The 18814-nt window shown below is 56.6% G+C and carries 19 protein-coding genes; 5 read left to right on the top strand and 14 right to left on the bottom strand.

All coding sequences use genetic code 11. The features are described 5' to 3' along the window. Complete coding sequence (locus C7H08_RS15975) at positions 1-465, top strand: MarR family winged helix-turn-helix transcriptional regulator (protein WP_106673220.1); 465 nt, start codon at positions 1-3, stop codon at positions 463-465. Here the strand turns inward: C7H08_RS15975 and C7H08_RS15970 are convergent. Continuing rightward, positions 419-2701, bottom strand: coding sequence for a hybrid sensor histidine kinase/response regulator (locus C7H08_RS15970; RefSeq protein WP_106673625.1), 2283 nt, complete (start codon positions 2699-2701; stop codon positions 419-421). The genes C7H08_RS15975 and C7H08_RS15970 overlap by 47 nt on opposite strands. Positions 2702-2811: 110 nt before the next feature. After that, positions 2812-3582: a hypothetical protein gene (locus tag C7H08_RS15965; RefSeq protein WP_106673219.1), complete on the bottom strand. Its 771-nt coding sequence runs from the start codon at positions 3580-3582 to the stop codon at positions 2812-2814. A 240-nt stretch (positions 3583-3822) separates the two neighbouring features. Here C7H08_RS15965 and C7H08_RS15960 point away from each other — a divergent pair, with 240 nt between their 5' ends. Further along, positions 3823-4833: a LysR family transcriptional regulator gene (locus tag C7H08_RS15960; protein ID WP_106673218.1), complete on the top strand. Its 1011-nt coding sequence runs from the start codon at positions 3823-3825 to the stop codon at positions 4831-4833. On the opposite strand, the gene C7H08_RS15955 is transcribed toward C7H08_RS15960, so the two are convergent. From C7H08_RS15955 to C7H08_RS18500, 8 genes are all read right to left on the bottom strand, one after another. Beyond that, positions 4822-5787: a GNAT family N-acetyltransferase gene (locus C7H08_RS15955; protein WP_106673217.1), complete on the bottom strand. Its 966-nt coding sequence runs from the start codon at positions 5785-5787 to the stop codon at positions 4822-4824. The genes C7H08_RS15960 and C7H08_RS15955 overlap by 12 nt on opposite strands. Positions 5788-5790: 3 nt before the next feature. Continuing rightward, on the bottom strand, positions 5791-6942 hold the full coding sequence (locus C7H08_RS15950) for a cupin domain-containing protein (RefSeq protein WP_106673216.1): 1152 nt from the start codon (positions 6940-6942) through the stop codon (positions 5791-5793). 14 nt (positions 6943-6956) lie between these two features. Next, positions 6957-8324 carry an adenylosuccinate lyase gene (gene purB, locus C7H08_RS15945; RefSeq protein ID WP_106673215.1) on the bottom strand — a complete coding sequence of 456 codons (1368 nt, stop codon included), beginning with the start codon at positions 8322-8324 and terminating at the stop codon, positions 6957-6959. 73 nt (positions 8325-8397) lie between these two features. After that, the gene (gene hflD / locus C7H08_RS15940) at positions 8398-9018 is read right to left on the bottom strand and encodes a high frequency lysogenization protein HflD (protein WP_106673214.1); all 621 of its coding nucleotides are present in this window, start codon (positions 9016-9018) and stop codon (positions 8398-8400) included. After that, positions 9015-10193: a tRNA 2-thiouridine(34) synthase MnmA gene (gene mnmA, locus C7H08_RS15935; RefSeq protein WP_106673213.1), complete on the bottom strand. Its 1179-nt coding sequence runs from the start codon at positions 10191-10193 to the stop codon at positions 9015-9017. Before mnmA ends, hflD begins: the two co-directional genes overlap by 4 nt. A 50-nt stretch (positions 10194-10243) precedes the next feature. After that, positions 10244-10693, bottom strand: a complete 450-nt coding sequence (locus C7H08_RS15930; protein WP_106673212.1) for an NUDIX hydrolase — start codon at positions 10691-10693, stop codon at positions 10244-10246. After that, entirely contained in the window at positions 10690-11328 is a 639-nt protein-coding gene (locus C7H08_RS15925) for a pseudouridine synthase (RefSeq protein ID WP_106673211.1), read from the bottom strand. The genes C7H08_RS15930 and C7H08_RS15925 overlap by 4 nt, the downstream gene beginning before the upstream one ends. A gap of 129 nt (positions 11329-11457) precedes the next feature. Then, a complete protein-coding gene (locus C7H08_RS18500; RefSeq protein ID WP_106673210.1) occupies positions 11458-11769 on the bottom strand; it encodes a cold shock domain-containing protein in 312 nt (103 codons plus the stop codon). A 347-nt stretch (positions 11770-12116) separates the two neighbouring features. On the opposite strand from C7H08_RS18500, the gene clpS reads away from it, so the two are divergent. The 3 genes from clpS to C7H08_RS15905 all read left to right on the top strand — a co-directional run bounded on the left by clpS (position 12117) and on the right by C7H08_RS15905 (position 16009). Continuing rightward, entirely contained in the window at positions 12117-12476 is a 360-nt protein-coding gene (gene clpS, locus C7H08_RS15915; RefSeq protein WP_106673209.1) for an ATP-dependent Clp protease adapter ClpS, read from the top strand. Between the two features lie 18 nt (positions 12477-12494). Further along, entirely contained in the window at positions 12495-14765 is a 2271-nt protein-coding gene (gene clpA / locus C7H08_RS15910; RefSeq protein WP_106673208.1) for an ATP-dependent Clp protease ATP-binding subunit ClpA, read from the top strand. A 194-nt stretch (positions 14766-14959) separates the two neighbouring features. Next, positions 14960-16009, top strand: a complete 1050-nt coding sequence (locus C7H08_RS15905; protein WP_227663307.1) for a putative solute-binding protein — start codon at positions 14960-14962, stop codon at positions 16007-16009. Positions 16010-16067: 58 nt separating this feature from the next. Here the strand turns inward: C7H08_RS15905 and infA are convergent, their stop codons facing one another. The 4 genes from infA to trxB all read right to left on the bottom strand — a co-directional run bounded on the left by infA (position 16068) and on the right by trxB (position 18765). Continuing rightward, positions 16068-16286 carry a translation initiation factor IF-1 gene (gene infA, locus C7H08_RS15900; protein WP_044386042.1) on the bottom strand — a complete coding sequence of 73 codons (219 nt, stop codon included), beginning with the start codon at positions 16284-16286 and terminating at the stop codon, positions 16068-16070. 90 nt (positions 16287-16376) lie between these two features. Then, entirely contained in the window at positions 16377-17081 is a 705-nt protein-coding gene (locus tag C7H08_RS15895; RefSeq protein ID WP_106673207.1) for an arginyltransferase, read from the bottom strand. Beyond that, a complete protein-coding gene (aat, locus tag C7H08_RS15890; RefSeq protein WP_106673206.1) occupies positions 17082-17795 on the bottom strand; it encodes a leucyl/phenylalanyl-tRNA--protein transferase in 714 nt (237 codons plus the stop codon). 16 nt (positions 17796-17811) lie between these two features. Further along, positions 17812-18765 carry a thioredoxin-disulfide reductase gene (gene trxB, locus C7H08_RS15885; protein ID WP_106673205.1) on the bottom strand — a complete coding sequence of 318 codons (954 nt, stop codon included), beginning with the start codon at positions 18763-18765 and terminating at the stop codon, positions 17812-17814. Positions 18766-18814: the final 49 nt, after the last annotated feature.

The following is an 18814-nucleotide window of genomic DNA, read 5'->3' as shown; positions in this document are numbered from 1 at the left end:
ATGGTTCAGCAAGATCCTGCACTGGCCCTGGATAACCAGATCTGTTTTGCACTTTATGCGCTGAACCGGGCAGTCACCGCTCGCTATCGTCCTTTGCTGGCGGAACTGGAGCTGACTTACCCGCAGTACCTGGTCATGCTGGTGCTCTGGGAACACGGCGGTGATGGCGAGCCGGCCCGGGTATCGGATGTTGGTGCTCGTTTACGGCTGGATAGCGGCACTCTGACACCTCTATTGAAACGCCTGCAAGCACGAGGCTTGCTGACCCGGCAGCGGCAGGCCAATGATGAGAGAGTCGTGCGCCTGGTGTTGACCGAGGCGGGCTGGCAATTACGCACGTTGGCCCGTCAGGTGCCCGGTCGTCTGATCTGCGGCCTGGACGTGGAGCCGCAACGACTGATTGCCCTCAAGCAGGAGCTCAGGAGTTTGCTGGTGACTCTGGAGAACTCGGAGCCCAGCGCCTGATCACTGCCTTGAGCTCATCGCGTTTGTAGGGCTTGGTGATGTAATCGTTCATGCCCGAAGCCAGACAATCCTCACGATCTCCCTGCATGACGTTGGCGGTGACAGCAATCACCGGAATGTTTTGCCACTCTGGATTGAGCCGTATGGCCCGGGTCGCCTCGTAGCCGTCCATGACCGGCATCTGGCAGTCCATGAGAACCAGATCGTAGTGGCGCTTTTGCAGGGCTTCGAGAGCACGCTGACCGTTTTCGGCATGATCCACCCGGTGGCCCAGTTTTTTCAGCAGACTGCTGGCAACCAGTTGGTTGACCTGGTTGTCCTCTACCAGTAGGAGAGACAGCGGCTGAGGAGCGTCGGAGACGTCAACCGACTGATCCGGCAGCGCGATGTTGTCGTTGGTTTGCAATCCTGCCGCGGAGCATAGGCATTGGTACAGATCTGTTTGTCTGAGCGGCAGCGGCAAGACATATTGCCCGGGTTGATTGCTGGTGACGGTTGCCGAGGTGTCAGCCAGTACCACCCCCAGACCACTCCAGCCATCGGCAAAGGCTCTGGATTCAACGTCTCCCGGTTCGGCCGCCATTAGCAAAATGCCCTCTGGGTGTCGGCTGGCACTTCGTACCGGAATCGCCCAGGCCCGGAGTTGTGACTCCAGGGCCAGGCGGTGGGGGTGCTGCGCAGGTATCGCCATGGCCACGCCGGCCTTACGCAGTTTGGTGGCAGTTTTCTCTGGAAGCGCCGGGTTGGCGGGCTCCTTGACCGGAAGCGGCAAGGTAACAGTGAAGTGGGTACCTGAGCCTTCGCTGGAATCCACCAGGATCTGCCCGTGCATCCGCTCCACCAACTGACGGCAAAGCGTCAGCCCCAGGCCAGTACCGCCATAAAGCCGGGTGGTATCGGAATCGGCCTGGGAGAACGGGGAGAAAATCCGATGCAGGCCATTCTGCGACATGCCAATACCGGTATCGATGACCTCCAGGCGCAGGCTGCCGCCTGAGTAAGACGTGCGCACCAGAACACTGCCGTCATCGGTAAATTTGATGGCGTTGCTGAGCAGGTTGTTCAGAATCTGCCGGGTGCGTGTTGGGTCTCCGAGAAATTGCTCTGGCAACATCGGGTCGGTTTCATTAACCAGATGAATATGTTTGCGCCGAGCCTGCTGGGCATGAAGTGTGGCGCACACTTCAACCAGGCTGCGCATGCTGAATGGAATGTTCTCCAGGCTCAGCTTGCCTGCCTCGACTTTGGAGATGTCAAGAATGTCATTCAGCAGCTCCAGCAGGCTTTCACCGGCGTTCAGGGCAATCTCCAACTGATTTCGCTGAACAGCGTCGCGCTCGCTCTCAAGCGCCAGGCCCAGCATCCCCAGTACGCCATTAAGAGGGGTGCGGATTTCGTGGCTCATGCTGGCCAGGAAGTTTGCTCTGGCCCGGGCTCGGCGCACAGCATCTTCTTTGGCCCGCACCAGCGCCCGATTACCCCGTTGCAGCGCCAGGTTTTTATCGGAAATCTCCCGGGTCCGGTCTTCGACTTCCTGTTCCAGCTGGCCGGAATAGTTTTTCATGGCACTTTCGGCAGCTCTCAGCTGGGCCACGCTGCCTTCCATGCTTTCCAGGTGCTGGTTGATGATGCCTACCATGGTGCCGATCTCATCAAAGCGATGATTGGGCGGCACTGGCAGGCGTATCTTTTCAGGGGTGCTGGCCCTGACTTTGCTCAAGGCCTCGATGACATTAAGCATCGGACGGGTCAGCACAAAGTAGAAGATTGTCAGCAAAGCGACAGATAGAACCAGACTTTTGAGCAGTCCGATCAGGAGGGTGTTGGCGGCGCGCTGAATGAATTGCCAGCCGTAATGCCAGGTGTCTATGGTCACCACAAGCTGCCCCAGTGGCAGCTCCTGCAGTTGCGGTACCCGGAGTTCTGAGCTGAACACGCGGCTGGCGCCGAACAGCAGATCGCTGGTCCAGCGGTATGAAGAGATTGGGCTGCTCTCGCTGGCGGCCGACATGGTCTGGCCATCACTGTCCAGAATCCTGGCATCGACGGTAGCTGGGTGTTTGAGCAGGCCATCCAGCAGCTCATCCGCAAGTCGCACATCGATGTTGTAAGCGATCTGGGACGCCGGGCTGTTACTGATTTCAATCAACGCCAGAATGTCGCGCTCCATGGCGTTTCTGGCGGAAAAATAGTCGAGGGTAATCTGGATCATGTTCAAAGCCAGGCCAAGGACCATTGCCACCAGCACGGTATCGCGGGTCAGGCGGTAAGACAGTCGTTTGCCGAAACTCTTAAACACGGTGCATGGTCATCCCTGTGCCCGATTAGTTGGTAAAGGTGTGAACCTCAATCGTCGTAATCAGCTTTCTTCTTCCAGGAACCATCATCTTGCAGGAAGTTGTCCCACTCCCGGTCCAGTGTTTCGTGGCTTTCGGGATCGGTTTTGCCCTCGACAATGCTCGCTTCAAGCTCCTTGATGCGGGTCCGGAAGCTTTTGACCGCTTTCATGGCTAATGGATTGTCTTTCGACTTGCCCAGCTCCATGCTGGCCAGGTGGTAGGCATGGATGGCTTTGCGGATCTGGTTCTGTCGGATATGGTCGCGAGCTTGAAATACGTGCAGGTCGGCGTGGGTTTTATGGACCAGAAACAGCACGTATTTGAGGTTTTTCTTGGCAGTGTTCGTGTCAATTCGGCCGGCCTTGTGCAATGCCTCAATCATTTTGAACAGGTTTTGCAGCAGCTCTTTGATGTAGGTTGCTTTCTCGGGAGAGTCAATCTTGACCGGGGGGCGGTGGTCGGTATTGTCCAGCACCTGCTTTTTGGTCTGTTTGACCGCCTCGAGCCATTTGCTGACCGGTTGATCTGATTTCAGCATGATGAGCTCGTTGCAGGTGTCTTCCATGCGTTTGAGCAGCAACAACTTGAGGTCAGCGGTCAGGTACTGCCCGGGGATTTCCGTCAGCAGCCGATAGGCCCGGTTGTAGAGATCTTCCCGGGCGGTCATTTTGCGAACCCGTTCGATCCGGGCTTTTTCGCGCATCTGGCTGATAACAATGATGATCAGCGAGATGGTGACGATCGCCGCAAGCAGCAGCACGATGGTGGTTGCGTCCATGGTGTCGGTATTGGCTCCGGAATTCAGTGAACGGACGGCCTGCAGGCCCGTCTCGCATTGTTGATGTTAGGTGGTAACGCGCTGAAAGCCTAGCAGAATTCTGGCCATTCGTCCGTTTCTGCTTGTAAGTTGAACAAACAGGGCATTTATTTAATGAATTATCGGTTTGCTGTATATTATGGCAATGAATGAGTTGGTCGGGTAGCCCGTGGCCAAGTAACGATTTGAACGGAGCACCAAATGGATATTTCCCGGGTTGATCTCAATTTGCTGGTGTATCTTGACGTCTTGTTACGCGAGCGAAATGTGACCAAAGCGGCAAATCATCTCGGCATCACCCAGCCGGCTATGAGTAACGGTTTGCGCCGGTTACGGGATCTATTTGGTGACCCGATACTGGTGCGCACCAGTGAGGGTATGACCGCGACTGAACGAGCCCGTGAGCTGCAACCGTTGGTGCGAGGCATTCTCTCCGATATTGAACAGGCGGTGCAGGAAAAGACGCCGTTCGCAGCGCAGGAAAGCCAACGAGTGTTTCGTATCATGGCCAGCGATTATGCCGAATCTTGTCTGATGCCGCGGGTGCTCCGTCGTATTCGTCAGGAGGCGCCCCATGTCACGCTTGATGTGCTTACCCCCAGTGATGTGAGCTTTCTGGACGTGGAGCAGGGCAGGCTGGACATGGCCATCAACCGGTTTGACAAGATCCCACAGTCGTTCCATCAGAAAACCCTGTGGACCGAGTACTTCGCCTGCCTGATGAATGCCCGCAATCCTGTCCTGAGCGAGCCGTTTACTCTGGATACTTATCTGGATGCCAGTCATATCTGGGTCAGCAAAACCGGCTTTGGTGTGGGCGTGGGGGTGAATCCCAAGGATGTGCAGCGCCTGGGTTGGGTCGATGAGGCATTGGGTCGCATGGGTCGTAAACGCCAGATTTCCGTGTTTACCCGGCATTATCAGGTGGCCATGTTGTTGGCCGAACAGCATGACCTGATTGCCACCTTGCCCTCGAGAGCGGCCTGGCTTCAGAAGGAAAACGCCAATCTGGTGGTGAAAGTGCCGCCCTTTGAAATTCCGCCGTTTGAACTGAAAATGGCCTGGAGTCCCCTGTTACAACATAACTCGGACCATCAGTGGTTGAGGAAACTGATTGCGGAAGTGGCGGAAGAAGTCGATGAAGAATTTGCGCCCTTCGGCGCCCAGTTTGAATCACCCCAAGTGTCTCTGGGCCAGCAGTCAGATCGGTAGTTCCCGTAGTTCCAGTGAGGGCCGGGCAGCGTCCCACATACGCTGGAACGCTTCCGCCTTGACCCTTACTCGCCCGCCTGCCGAAAAATTGGCGAAGCCTTCGGGCTTGCTGAAATCGTGCCGACAGAGAATACCTTCCCGGTCTGTCAGCAAAAACGGCTGATCTTCTATCGGGTAGTCCCGGTTTACCAGCCTCAGTTCAATGCGACTGGTCAGCCGGCGCATCAGTTCAACCAGCTGGTGTCGTCTCTGCACCAGCGGCTTGTCATCGTGGATCAGCAATCTTACATCACTTAACCGGTGCCGGCGGGCCACTGCTGAAATCAGTTCTCGCAGTTGGTGGCGGTCATAGAGGTCATGATCTAAAAACCGGTCATACAGCCAGAGCCGCTGCCCGGCCTGGCCGACCAGTGAGTCCATCAGGCCGAGCATGGGTGCCTCGTGATCAAACAGCCAGCTTTCAGTGTCTGCACCAAGAATCAGTGGTTGTGACCGCTTGATGGTAGCCTGATTGGCCAATGCCGGTGCCAGACAGCGCATGTCCAGGTGAGGAATGCCGGCATCGTTGTAGGGGGCTGAACAGATGTGGAAACCGCAGCGTTGGTAGAAGCCTGTAGCGTGTTTCTGGGCCGATAGCCGTAGCTCCTGAAAACGCCCGGCGGATTCGGTCAGCAGGTGACGCAACAGTGCTTCGCCAATACCTTTGCCCCGGTACTCGGGAAGTACGGCCATCCGGCCGATGTAACCGGTTTCCTCCAGAGTTGAGAACAGGCGGGCGGTGGCAACGGGCGCATTGTGACGATCGACCACCAGGTAGTGGTCAGCGATTTCATCGGTATCATCCCACTCCAGTTCTGGCGGCACTTTCTGTTCATCAACGAACACCCGTTGGCGGATGTTACGGATCGAGTCGGGTGCCAGTTGCCAGCTGTATTTGCGGAATCTTGGTGTCATGGCTTACTCGAAGTAGACCGAGCCCTGGTTGTAAAAGGTGGTCAGCAGGCCGAGCAGGGCGCCATCACCGGCGAATTCGGCCAATGCTGCCATATCAATGCGGGCGCCGGCACACAGCAAGGGGGCCAGCGGTTGCGCATCGCCTTTGAGCAAATATTGCTCGCCGTCGACAAACAGGGCGGTTTCATTGTCCAGTTCGTGATAGGCAAAACGGGAGCCTTCATTCCAGCGCAGCTGCTCACCGGCACGGATGGCTTCGGCAAGATCTGCGGCCGCGGCCGGCTCATCGGCGGGTACCACGATGTCCAGACTCTTGGGCGCCGTCGCGAACTGGCCAAACCACAGGGCCAGGTTGCGGCGGTCGCCGAGTTGTTCTCGAATCACACTGTCGAGGCGATCAATCACGTGCGGTGCGATGGTGCCGGGATTGTCCTGAACTTTCAGGTCCGGGTCGTTCAAATGCTCGGCGGCTGTCGCCTGATGGCTCAGATAATCGGTGAAGCCGGTCAGCAGGTCATCCAGAGTGGGTGCCCGGAAGCCGACGGAGAGCGTGATGCAGTCATCTTCGGCAATGCCGTGGTGACCAATACCCGGGGGCAGGTACAACATGTCGCCAGGCGCCAGGGTTACGGTTTCTTCGCCGTCCCAGCTGCTGAGGATACGCAGGGGTGTGCCGTCTACCCGAGGCGAGGTGTGGTCACAATGGCCGCCGAAGGTCCAGCGCCGGTGGCCCTGGGCCTGCAGCAGAAAGACATCGTACATGTCGTAATGGGGGCCAACGCTGCCGCCTTTGGGCGCGTAACTGGCCATGATGTCGTCAAGGCGCCAGTTCGGGATAAAGCGGAATTGCTCCAGCAGGTCGGCAATTTCGGGTACCCAGTGGTCCAGGCCCTGCACCAGCAGGGTCCAGTCCTGTTCCGGCAGTTCGCTGAAGCGCTCCGGGGTAAACGGCCCATTGTGCAACTGCCAGGGTTTGCCGGCGTCATCTTCAATGACGATGCGGGATTCCACCGCTTCTTCGCAGGCCAGGCCTGCCAGTTCGTCCGGACTGACCGGGCATTGAAAGCCCGGAAATGCCTGGCGGATGACCAGAGGTTTCTTCTGCCAGTAGTCGCGCAGAAATTCAGACGCTGTCAGCCCGCCCAGCATATCCATGGTGTTGCTCCGGTTCAGATGTTGCCGGCCTGTTCGACGGCGTTGCCAATGTAGGTGTCTGGCGTCAGAGCACGCAGTTCGGCTTTTGCGTGTTCCGGAATCTCCAGAGTTTCCACGAAATTCTTGATGACTTCGGGTGTCATTGCCTTGCCGCGGGTCAAGTCCTTGAGTTTTTCATAGGGCTTTTCGATGTTGTAACGGCGCATCACGGTCTGGATTGGCTCGGCCAGTACTTCCCAGGCGTTGTTCAGGTCGTCATTCAGACGTGCCGGATTGATTTCCAGCTTGCTCAGACCTTTCAGGGTGGCCTCGTAGGCGATCAGGCTGTGGGCAAAGCCGACCCCGAGGTTGCGCAGTACGGTGGAGTCGGTCAGGTCACGTTGCCAGCGGGAGATCGGCAGCTTGGCAGACAGGTGGCCGAAGATGGCGTTGGCGATGCCCAGGTTGCCTTCGGAGTTTTCGAAGTCGATGGGATTGACCTTGTGGGGCATGGTGGAGGAGCCGATCTCGCCCGCCACGGTTTTCTGTTTGAAGTAGCCCAGTGAGATGTAGCCCCAGATATCCCGGTCAAGATCGATCAGGATGGTGTTGAAACGGGCCACGGCGTCGTACAGCTCGGCGATGTAGTCGTGCGGCTCAATCTGGGTGGTGTACGGGTTACAGTCCAGGCCCAGGCTTTCGATGAACTCTTTGGCGTTGAGCGCCCAATCGATCTGCGGGTAAGCCGACAGGTGGGCATTGTAGTTGCCAACCGCGCCGTTGATCTTGCCCATCAGCTCAACCGCTTTGATCTGCTTGATCTGGCGGCGCAGGCGGTAAACCACATTGGCCAGCTCTTTGCCCACGGTGGTCGGGGAGGCGGTCTGGCCGTGGGTGCGCGAGAGCATGGGTTGTTCGGCGTGGGTTTTGGCCAGCTCGGCCAGTTTGTCCACCACCTTGTCCATCCCCGGCAGCAGGCCGTGGTCCAGGCCTTCGCGAAGCATCAGGGCGTGGGACAGGTTGTTGATGTCTTCAGAGGTGCAGGCGAAGTGCACGAATTCGGTGACGGCGTGCAATTCCGGCACCTGGGCGATCTTCTCTTTGATCAGGTACTCAACCGCTTTGACGTCGTGGTTGGTGGTGCGTTCGATTTCTTTGATGCGCTCGGCGTCGGCCAGGCTGAACTCGCTGACCATCTTGTCGAGAAAGCCATTGGCTTCGGCGGAAAACGCCGGCACTTCGGAAATGGCCGGGTGCTGGGCCAGCTTCTGCAACCAGCGCACTTCGACGGTTACCCGATTACGGATCAGGCCATATTCACTGAAGATACTGCGAAATACGCTGACTTTGCTGCCGTAGCGTCCATCGACCGGGGAAATAGCGGTCAGGGCGGTGAGTTCCATCGAAAACCTCTCAGTTCATCAAAGAATCGGACAAAAATTAGGGGCTGTATGATACACCAGCGCGCTGTCTGAATCAGCGCAACAGCTCGCGGGCGTGGTGAATCACTTTCTTGCGGGAGAAAATCAGCTGCCAGCGGTGGCCGCCACTTTGTCGCCAGAGCACCGCCGAACGTATGCCGGCAAGCAGCAAAGCGCGGACTTTTGCGGCGTTTTCTTCCTGTTGCAGCACCTGCGGATTGCCACTGACCTGAATGCGCAGACGAAAGGTGCTGATGGTGTCGCCGTAGATCGACGCCAGATTGCTGATCAGATTACTGTGGATATAGCCAAAATGGCTGGCGGTGTGACGGGCCTGGTCGATGCGGCTGCCGATCACCTCCAGCATGTCCGAGTTGCGCTTGAGCTTGGATTCCAGTTGAATCAGGTTCAGCACGTAGCGCAGTATTTCGACGTCCTGGGGCCGGCTTTGTTGTGCCAGTGAGGTTGACAGGGCGTCCAGACCTTCCCGGATATCGGAAAGCTCACCACCGTAGACATCGAGCGTTGACGCCGGGTCGGTGGCGAATAGTGAGCGGATGCAGGTTTCCAGGCTTTCTTCGTTGCACGAGCCGTTATGGGCAATCTGTCGAACCAGGGACGCGGCCTGGAACAGGCCGGCCAGAGCGATGGTCTGGTCATGCAGTGAGCGGCTCATAACTCGGTTCCTGCGGTGTCGGGCTGGCAGAGACGCTCAGGCAGGGTCTCATCATCGCGCCAGGTCTGTTCTATGACGCCACCGCCGAGGCACACCTCGCCGGTGTAAAACACCACAGACTGGCCAGGTGTCACCGCCCGTTGAGCCTCGTCGAACACGACTTTCACGCCGCCATTAATGACGGTGACCTGGCAATCCTGGTCCGGCTGACGGTAGCGGGTTTTCGCTTTGCAGGGGAACTGTTGCGCCGGTGGCTCACCGGCAATCCAGTCGATGGGGCCAGACACCAGACCACGGGAGAGTAGCAACGGGTGATGCTTGCCCTGTACCGCAATCAATACGTTGCGGCTCAGGTCTTTCTCGGCCACGTACCAAGGCTCATCGCCAAATTCTGCGAGACCACCAATGCCTAGACCCTGGCGCTGGCCAATGGTGTGGTACATCAGGCCCTGATGTTTACCGATCACTTTGCCATCCGGGGTTTCAATGTTGCCGGGCTGGGCTGGCAGGTACTGTTTCAGAAAGTCGGTAAACTTGCGCTCGCCGATGAAACAGATGCCGGTGGAATCTTTTTTGTCGTGGGTAATGAAACCCTGGGCCTCGGCAATGCGACGCACCTCGGGTTTTTCCAATTCACCAACCGGAAACAAGGTGCGGGCGATGCGGTCACCGGAGACGGCGTGCAGGAAGTAGCTTTGATCCTTGTTTGGGTCTAGCCCTTTCAGCAGCTCGGCCTTGCCACTGCCGTCATTCAGCGGGCGCTGGCGGGTGTAGTGGCCGGTGGCGATGTAATCAGCGCCTAACGTAACGGCGTAATCCAGAAAGGCCCGGAACTTCACTTCCTTGTTGCACAAAATGTCTGGGTTGGGGGTGCGCCCGGCGCTGTACTCCGACAGAAAGTGCTCGAACACCCGGTCCCAGTACTCGGCGGCAAAGCTGGCGGTGTGCAGCCTGATGCCGATGGCATCGGCCACAGCCTGGGCATCGGCCAGGTCGGTCATGGCGGTGCAGTATTCGGTGCCGTCGTCCTCATCCCAGTTCTTCATGAACAGGCCTTCCACCTGGTAGCCCTGGTCTTTGAGCAACCAGGCGGCAACCGAGGAGTCCACACCGCCGGACATACCAACGATGACATGGGTGTTCTGATTAGCTTTTGTGTCAGGATTCTGGGTCATGTGCCTTCTGGTAACCGGTTAAAAACGGCGATTTTATCACCTTGCGCTGGTTACGTCTGTCCATCGATCACAACATCCAGAGGGAATTGCCGACCACTTCGGTAATCCTCGATACATTGCAGTACCAAGGGGCTGCGCAGTTTGCTGCCAAGATCGCGCACTTCATCCAGGGTCAGCCAGTGTGGGGCGATGATGCCAATATCCAGCTTTGAGGTAACTTGGCGCAGGGGTATGGCGGCGTAGCAGAAACGGTAATAGGTGGCACCGTTGGCAGGTGCCTGGTAGGTGTAGACGCCCAGAAAATAGGAAGGCTCTACTTCCCAGCCGGTTTCCTCCAGGGTTTCACGACGCACGGCATCGAGAATGGCTTCGTCTTCTTCGATGTGCCCGGCCGGTTGGTTGAACACCACCTTGCCATTACTGATTTCCTCCACCAGCAGGAACCGGCCCTGATCATCTTCGGCGATAACCGCCACAGTGGCGTGAGGTTTCCAGGTCATGGTTGCTTGGGTCTCCTGTTGGCTTTTCGGGAGTGGGTTTTGGTGCGACCGGACCTTGCAACCCCGGGTTGCGGACTGTCGGGCAGGTTCACCTGATTGAGCGTGAACTCACCAGGCAGGAGATTGTCCAGCGTCCAGCCGCCGACCCGGTAACGTATCAGTCTCAGGGTAGGGTAGCCCATGGCGGCTGTCATTCTGCGCACCTGACGATTACGGCCTTCGGTGATGGTGAGTTCCAGCCAGCTGGTGGGTATCGATTCCCGGTACCGCACTGGCGGGGTGCGTGGCCAGACGGTCGGCTGAGCCATTCGGTGCGCTTTGGCCGGTCGGGTGAGGCCGTCTTTCAGCTTCACGCCGTTGCAGAGTTGTTCGATAGCAGAGTCAGGAATCTCACCCTCAACCTGAACCCAGTAAGTTTTGGGTATTTTGTTTTGAGGTGAGGCAATTCTGTGTTGCAGAGACCCGCAATCCGTCAGCAGCAGCAACCCTTCCGAATCGTAATCCAGCCGTCCGGCCGGATAAAAACCAGGCTTGTTGATCCATTCGGCCAGGGTCACCCGGCGATTCTGGGGTCGGTCGTCAGTGAATTGGCTCAAAACCTGAAACGGTTTGTTGAAAAGTATCAGTTCCGCCATTCACGGGGTCCTGTCTGACGAGTTCTCGGGAGAAGCAAGCCTAGCGGATTCGATTCCGTGAAAAAAGCACAATAGAGCTGAATCTGCCGGCAGAGCCGGCAGAAAAGCCTGAGTTGTCAAAGCTATGTGTCAGCCGCTAACTGCCCGTGGCGGATAACCGTCGCGACAGGGCCTCTCTTCGTCGGCGTCTTTAGTAGTTCGCTGCGCGCCGATTTCTGAGGTCGGTTTTGTCACCGACTCGTCCGGGACGATGTTGACGGCGTGAACGCCTTTATCGCCGGGTTTTTTCTCAAAGGTGACTGCTTGGCCAGCCTTCAGTGTCTTGTAGCCTTCCATTTGCACCGAAGAAAAATGGGCAAACAGGTCATCACTGCAGCCTTCCTCGATGATGAAGCCGTATCCCTTGGCGTTATTGAACCACTTGACCTTGCCTTTTGGCATGATGAACTCCCCTGTTCCTTGTGTGTCACGCTTATTATTTGAGTCGCTACGTCCGGTCGCGGTTGTTTCGTGCCGGGCCCGGTGCGTCACGGCATGTAAATTTGTCGCTTTGCGTTACATACCGGTTGCATGGATTTACATTATTTTACAATGCCTGTTAACTGTCGACCAAACATGGGCTTGAGTCAAGAGTTACGGGTGGTCGAATGAGTGGTTCAACAAGGTCTGGAAGCGGTATCATGGTCGTATTGTTAAATAAAGCACGCTCGATTCGGTCTTTCTCTTGAAAACCGGGTGTCGGGCAACCACATTTAGTCAGGAAACCGAATAAAGCGGTAAACAGAATCATGCGGACAATTGAGAATTCTCTACTAGTATTCAATCAGGGGGAGGACGAACAGCCCGGGCGCCAGGACGGTGTCAGTGTTGCGCCCGAGAAGCCAGCTCTGCAGCGCCCGGCCCGATACCGGGTTGTGCTCCTGAATGACGATTACACCCCCATGGATTTCGTGGTGGATGTGTTGATGACGTTCTTCGCTATGAACGAAGAGAAGGCGACGCAGGTGATGCTGCTCGTCCATACGCAAGGAAAAGCCGTATGTGGGGTATATACCCGTGACATCGCGGAAACAAAGGCAGCCCAGGTGAATCAGTATTCTTCGGAATGTGAACACCCGCTCCTTTGCGAGATTGAACGTGCGGACTGATAGAAGGCGGGGTAGCCCATGCTGAGCAAAGATCTTGAAATTACGTTGAATACGGCCTTCAAAAATGCCCGGGACAAGCGTCATGAATTCATGACCGTTGAGCATTTATTGCTGGCTCTTCTCGACAACGAATCGGCAGTGGGCGTCCTGAAAGCCTGTGGCGCAGACCTGAAGCGGCTCGAAGATGAGCTGGTTGAGTTTGTGGATTCCACCACACCCTTGATCCCCAGTACCGACAGTGAACGTGAGACCCAGCCAACTCTGGGATTTCAACGTGTATTGCAGCGCGCTGTGTTTCACGTGCAATCCTCTGGCAAAAAAGAGGTGACCGGTGCCAATGTGCTGGTAGCCATTTTCAGCGAGCAGGAAAGCCAAGCGGTTTACGTTCTGAAAAAACAGAGCATTGCCCGGATCGACGTGGTCAACTTTGTCTCTCACGGCATCTCCCGTGTGCAGGGTGTTGAAGACCAGGACGGTGCTGATCACGCGGCTCATGAAGAAGCCGGTGAGGAGGGTTCTCCCTCTCGCCCACTGGAAAGCTATGCGACTAATCTCAACGAGCAGGCCCGGCAGGGCAGGATCGATCCGCTGATTGGTCGTGAACTCGAAGTGGAGCGCGTGGTGCAGATCCTGGTTCGCCGGCGCAAGAACAATCCGCTTCTGGTTGGTGAAGCCGGCGTGGGTAAAACCGCGATTGCCGAAGGTCTGGCCAAGCGTATCGTCGATGGCGTGGTGCCTGACATTATCTCGGATGCTGTGGTGTATTCGCTGGACATGGGTGCCTTGCTTGCTGGCACCAAGTACCGGGGGGACTTCGAGAAGCGGCTGAAAGGCCTGCTCAGTGATCTGAAAAAGCAGGATCATGCCATTCTGTTTATTGACGAGATTCACACCATTATCGGTGCCGGCTCGGCTTCCGGCGGAGTCATGGACGCCTCGAACCTGCTGAAGCCGATGCTGAGTTCCGGTGAGCTAAGGTGCATTGGCTCGACAACGTTCCAGGAATTCCGGGGCATTTTCGAAAAGGACAGCGCGCTGGCACGACGTTTCCAGAAGATTGATGTGAATGAGCCAAGCGTTGAGGACACCTATCAGATTCTGAAAGGTCTCAAACCGAGCTTCGAAAAACATCATGATCTGAAGTACACCGACCAGGCTTTGCGGGTGGCTGCCGAACTGGCGGACCGTTACATTACCGATCGGCACCTGCCGGACAAAGCAATTGATGTCATTGACGAAGCTGGCGCAAGGCAGCGTCTGCAGCCGGAAGACAAACGCAAGAAGATGGTCGACGTGACTGACATCGAAGATATTGTGGCCAGTATCGCCCGGATTCCGCCGAAAAACGTCTCCACCAGTGACAAAGATCTGCTTCGCAACCTGGAGCGGGACCTCAAGATGGTGGTGTTTGGCCAGGATCCGGCCATCGAGTCTTTGGCGACGGCCATCAAGCTGGCCCGAGCCGGCCTGAAAGCGCCAGAGAAGCCCGAAGGTGCCTTCCTGTTTGCCGGTCCTACCGGTGTCGGTAAAACCGAAGTGACCAAGCAGCTGGCGAAGGTGCTGGGCATAGAGTTGGTGCGCTTCGACATGTCAGAATACATGGAGCGACACACGGTATCCCGTCTGATTGGTGCGCCCCCGGGGTATGTGGGGTATGACCAGGGCGGTCTGCTGACCGAGTCCGTCAACAAGCATCCGCATTGCGTGTTGCTGCTGGACGAGATCGAGAAGGCGCATCCGGAAGTCTTTAACCTGCTGTTGCAGGTGATGGACCACGGAACCCTGACCGACAACAACGGCCGCAAGGCGGACTTCCGTCACGTGATCCTGGTGATGACTACCAACGCGGGTGCCGAGAGCATGGCGCGCCGGTCGATCGGTTTCAGTGAACAGGATCATAGCAGTGACGGCATGGAGGTGATCAGCAAAACCTTCACGCCGGAGTTCCGTAACCGTATCGATGGCATCATTCAGTTCGCTGATTTGCAGAAGTCCACCATTACCCACGTGGTGGACAAGTTCCTGACCGAACTGCAGGCGCAACTGGACGAGAAACATGTGGTACTGCACGTGGACGAGGCGGCGAAATCCTGGCTGGCCGAGAAGGGCTATGATGTGACCATGGGTGCCAGGCCGATGGCACGTCTGATTCAGGACAAGATCAAGCGGCCATTGGCTGAGCAAATTCTGTTCGGCAGGCTGGCAGAGAAAGGTGGTGATGTCTTTATCCAGCTGAAAGACGACGAGCTGGTGTTTGACTATGAGGACGAGCCCGCCGAAGCGGTGTGATCTGGCCGCTTGCCCGTGCTTCACAAAACCGCTGTCGGTCCCGACAGCGGTTTTTTTTGGCCTGTTGGCCGAATTTGGCTTGCCAATCAGGCCGCAGCGTCAATCCAATTCAGGAGTACTTCTGTCAGTTTTAGGCACTAAGTTCGCGGTGGTTGTCCGCGCTCGCCAAGAATAATGATAAGGAAGCAAACCTGATGAAGACGTTCGGTCAAATCCCGCTCACGCTAATATTTATTACAGGCCTGTTTTTTCTGACGTTGCGTCCAGCCCTGGCGGCGCCAGAGAGAAAACAGTTCTGTGTTTTTGATGTGGCCGGTGCCAATGGATTTGTCTATCAGTTGCTCCGGGATTATCAGCGCGGTGCGATCGGCGCGGGCGTGTCACTGGCGATGCAGCCATACAGTGATGAGGATCTGGCGGTCCGCGATTTCCGGCAGGGGCGTTGTGATCTGGTGGCATTGACCGATATGGGGGTGAGAAACTTCAATGATTTTACCGGCTCTATCAGTGCCATCGGGGCGGTGCCGTATTACGAAGATCTCCGGGTGTTGCTGTACGGTTTGGCAAGCCCCCGAATTGCGAGGCACCTGAGCCAGGATGGTTATGAGGTGCTTGGCGTTGCGCCCATGGGTGCAGCCTACCTGTTTGTGAATGACCGTGACATTAACCATGTTGCTGCACTCACAGATAAACGGATCACGGTTTTTGAGGGACACCACGATGCTCGTCACATGGTGGAGTTTGTCGGTGCTAAACCGGTGGCGGCAACCATTTCGAGCTTTGCCCGTCTGTTTAACTCAGGACAGGCGGATATCAGCTACGCGCCTGCCGCCGCCTGGGAAGTGCTTGAAATGTTTCGGGGTGCAGGTGATCGGGGCGGCATTATAAGGTACCCGGTTGGGCAGGTGACGGTTCAGTTGGTGGCACGGGAAGGAGAATTCAGCCCGGAATTTGTGCGCGATTCCCGAAAGCTGATGGCCCGGTTGTACCCGGATGCGATAAGGGTCATTCGGCAATTTGAGGATCGTATCCCCGCAGAGCGTTGGGTCGACATTGCGCCAGAGGCTATGCGGGAATATCAGGAGATGCTGAGGCAGGTACGCATTGATCTGCTGTCTGACAAAGGCCAGGAAACCCCGCTGGCGGCGGCGGTCTATCACGAAGACATGATGACCATATTGCGCAAGATCCGTTGCTACACCAACCCGGGTGCCGAAGAGTGTTCCGATCAGAACCGGGAGTGAGTCAAGGCGAAACAAAAAAGCCCTGCGATATGCAGGGCTTTTCAGATGTCACTTGGCATTAACGGGCGCGATAAACGATGCGGCCCTTGCTCAGGTCGTAAGGCGTCAATTCTACCTTGACCTTGTCGCCGGTCAGGATGCGGATGTAATTCTTACGCATTTTTCCTGAGATGTGCGCGGTCACAACGTGGCCGTTGGACAGCTCAACACGGAACATAGTGTTTGGAAGGGTGTCTAGAATAACGCCTTCCATTTCAATGACATCTGATTTCGCCATTCAGTAAAAACCTCGTTCGGAATACTTTTCGGTGATTTTAAATTGCGCAATTCTGCCTGATTTCTTAACGTTTGGCAAAATTCAGTCGATTTATAGCTCTCGCCAATGGCCGTCCCGCAATGCTTCGATGGGTTTGAATCGGGTTTTATAGTTCATTTTACGGCATTCCTTGATCCAGTAGCCCAGATAAAGATGGGGTAATTCCCGCCGCTTCGCTTCCTCAATTTGCCAGAGCACCGCGAAGGTGCCCAGGCTCCGGAGTTCAAGCTCCGGGGCAAAAATGGTGTAGATCGCAGATAAGCCGTCGTCCAGAAAATCCACTGCCGCCAGGGCCACCAGCTCGTCGTTCAGCGACATTTCCAGAAACCAGGACTCGGTTGAGCCCTCGACCAGAAACGACATGAACTGCTCCTTCGAGGGCGGATACATATCACCATCCTGGTGCCGCTCCTCGATATAGTGCGCATACAGTCGATAATAACGCTCACTGAACGACGCCGGCACCAGTTTACAGGTAATGTCCTCATTCTTGCGCAACACTCTGCGCTGGTTACGGTCCGGCTGAAACTGGTCCACTTTCAGCCGGACCGGAATGCAGGCATCGCATTGTTCGCAATGAGGGCGGTAATAGTGTGACCCGCTGCGGCGAAAGCCCAATGCTGTTAACTGGCTGTAGAGCTTTTTGTCGATGTGAGCCCTGGGATCCACAAACATGGTCGTCGCTTCCTGCTCTGGCAGATAGCTGCAGTCATGGGGAGGCGTGGCAAAGAAAACGAGTGTTCTGAGATTGCTCATTTACGCCTCCGGCCTGGGCCATTGCCAGGTGAATGTCCAGTCTGGCTGATCCGCCTTACGATCCACACATGCTCTGAGTATAGATAAAAATTCTGCGCGTGGAATTGTCCGGGCGCCCATGCTCATCAGATGACTGCTTTCCACCTGACAATCCATCAACTGGTAGCCCCAGTCGGCCAATTGGCGGGCCAGGTGTACCATCAAAACTTTGGATGCGTTGGTCTCCAGGGAAAACATGGATTCGCCAAAAAAACATCGCCCCAGCGCGACTCCGTACATGCCGCCGGCCAGTTCACCCTGCCGGTTCCAGACTTCGATAGAGTGAGCGTCAACCTGGCGATGCAGCCGGGTGTAGGCGGCCATCATCTCGTCGGTAATCCAGGTGCCCTCGGCCCGGGTGGTGGCGCACAGGCGGATGATCCGGCTGAAGCACTGATCGGCCGTGACCTGAAAACGTTGTTGATTCAGGGTGCGCCGAAGGCTGCGGGAGATGTGAATGTCGTCCGGCAACAGCACGCACCTGGGGTCGGGAGACCACCAAAGGATCGGCTGATCATCGCTGAACCAGGGGAAGATGCCGTTACGGTAAGCCAGCCGTAGGCGTTCTGACGACAAATCGCCACCCACGGCCAAAAGACCGTCCGGGTCCTCCAAAGCTTCGTCGGCAGGCGGGAACCAGAGCTGGTCCGGGTCCAGCCAGGGTAGCGAGGTCATTGTGCTCCTGTCCGGGTCAGTCTTGCTGATCCAGGAACTTTTCAGCGTCCAGGGCTGCCATGCAGCCAAAGCCGGCAGAGGTGACTGCCTGGCGATAGACGTGGTCGGCAACATCACCGGCGGCAAAGACGCCCGGAATGCTGGTTTGTGTGGCCATGCCCGTAAGGCCGGACTGAATGCGAATGTAGCCGTTGTCCATGTCGAGCTGGCCTTCAAACAGGCTGGTGTTTGGTTTATGGCCAATGGCGATGAACACGCCGGCGAGATTCATATCCCGGGTGCTGCCGTCTTCCGTGCTCTTGATGCGCATGCCGGTGACACCGGTGCCATCACCCAGAACCTCGTCCAGAGTGTGATTCCAGATAATGTTGACGTTGCCGTTCTTGGCTTTTTCGAACAGTTTGTCCTGCAGGATTTTTTCAGAGCGCAGTTTGTCGCGACGGTGAACCAGCGTTACTTCGTCGGCAATGTTAGACAGGTACAGCGCTTCCTCAACAGCGGTATTACCGCCACCAATCACCGCAACTTTCTGTTTACGGTAGAAGAAACCGTCACAGGTGGCACAGGCGGAGACGCCCTGGCCCTTGAACTTCTCTTCCGAGTCCAGCCCCAGATACATGGCCGAGGCACCGGTCGCGATGATCAGGGCATCGCAGGTGTACTCGCCGCTGTCACCCTTGAGACGGAACGGGCGGCTGCTCAGGTCAGTTTCGTTAATGGTGTCGTAAACAATCGAGGTCTCAAAGCGTTCCGCGTGCTTCTGCATACGCTGCATCAGTTCAGGGCCCTGAACGCCGTCGTTGTCACCTGGCCAGTTATCGACGTCGGTCGTGGTCGTGAGCTGTCCGCCGACCTCAATTCCGGTAATCAGTGTCGGGTTCAGGTTGGCGCGGGCTGCATACACCGCAGCAGTATAGCCAGCCGGGCCGGAGCCAAGAATGATCAGTCGGGAGTGTCGGGTTTCGCTCATGGAGTTCTCGCTGGTGTTTGAAAGATCTGGTGAGTTAAATGAGGCCGCC

The organism is Marinobacter halophilus (assembly GCF_003007685.1).
In the GTDB taxonomy this organism is placed as follows: Bacteria; Pseudomonadota; Gammaproteobacteria; order Pseudomonadales; family Oleiphilaceae; genus Marinobacter; species Marinobacter halophilus.
Note: the sequence above shows the minus strand (reverse complement) of the source record. Positions and strands in the feature narration are given on the sequence as shown.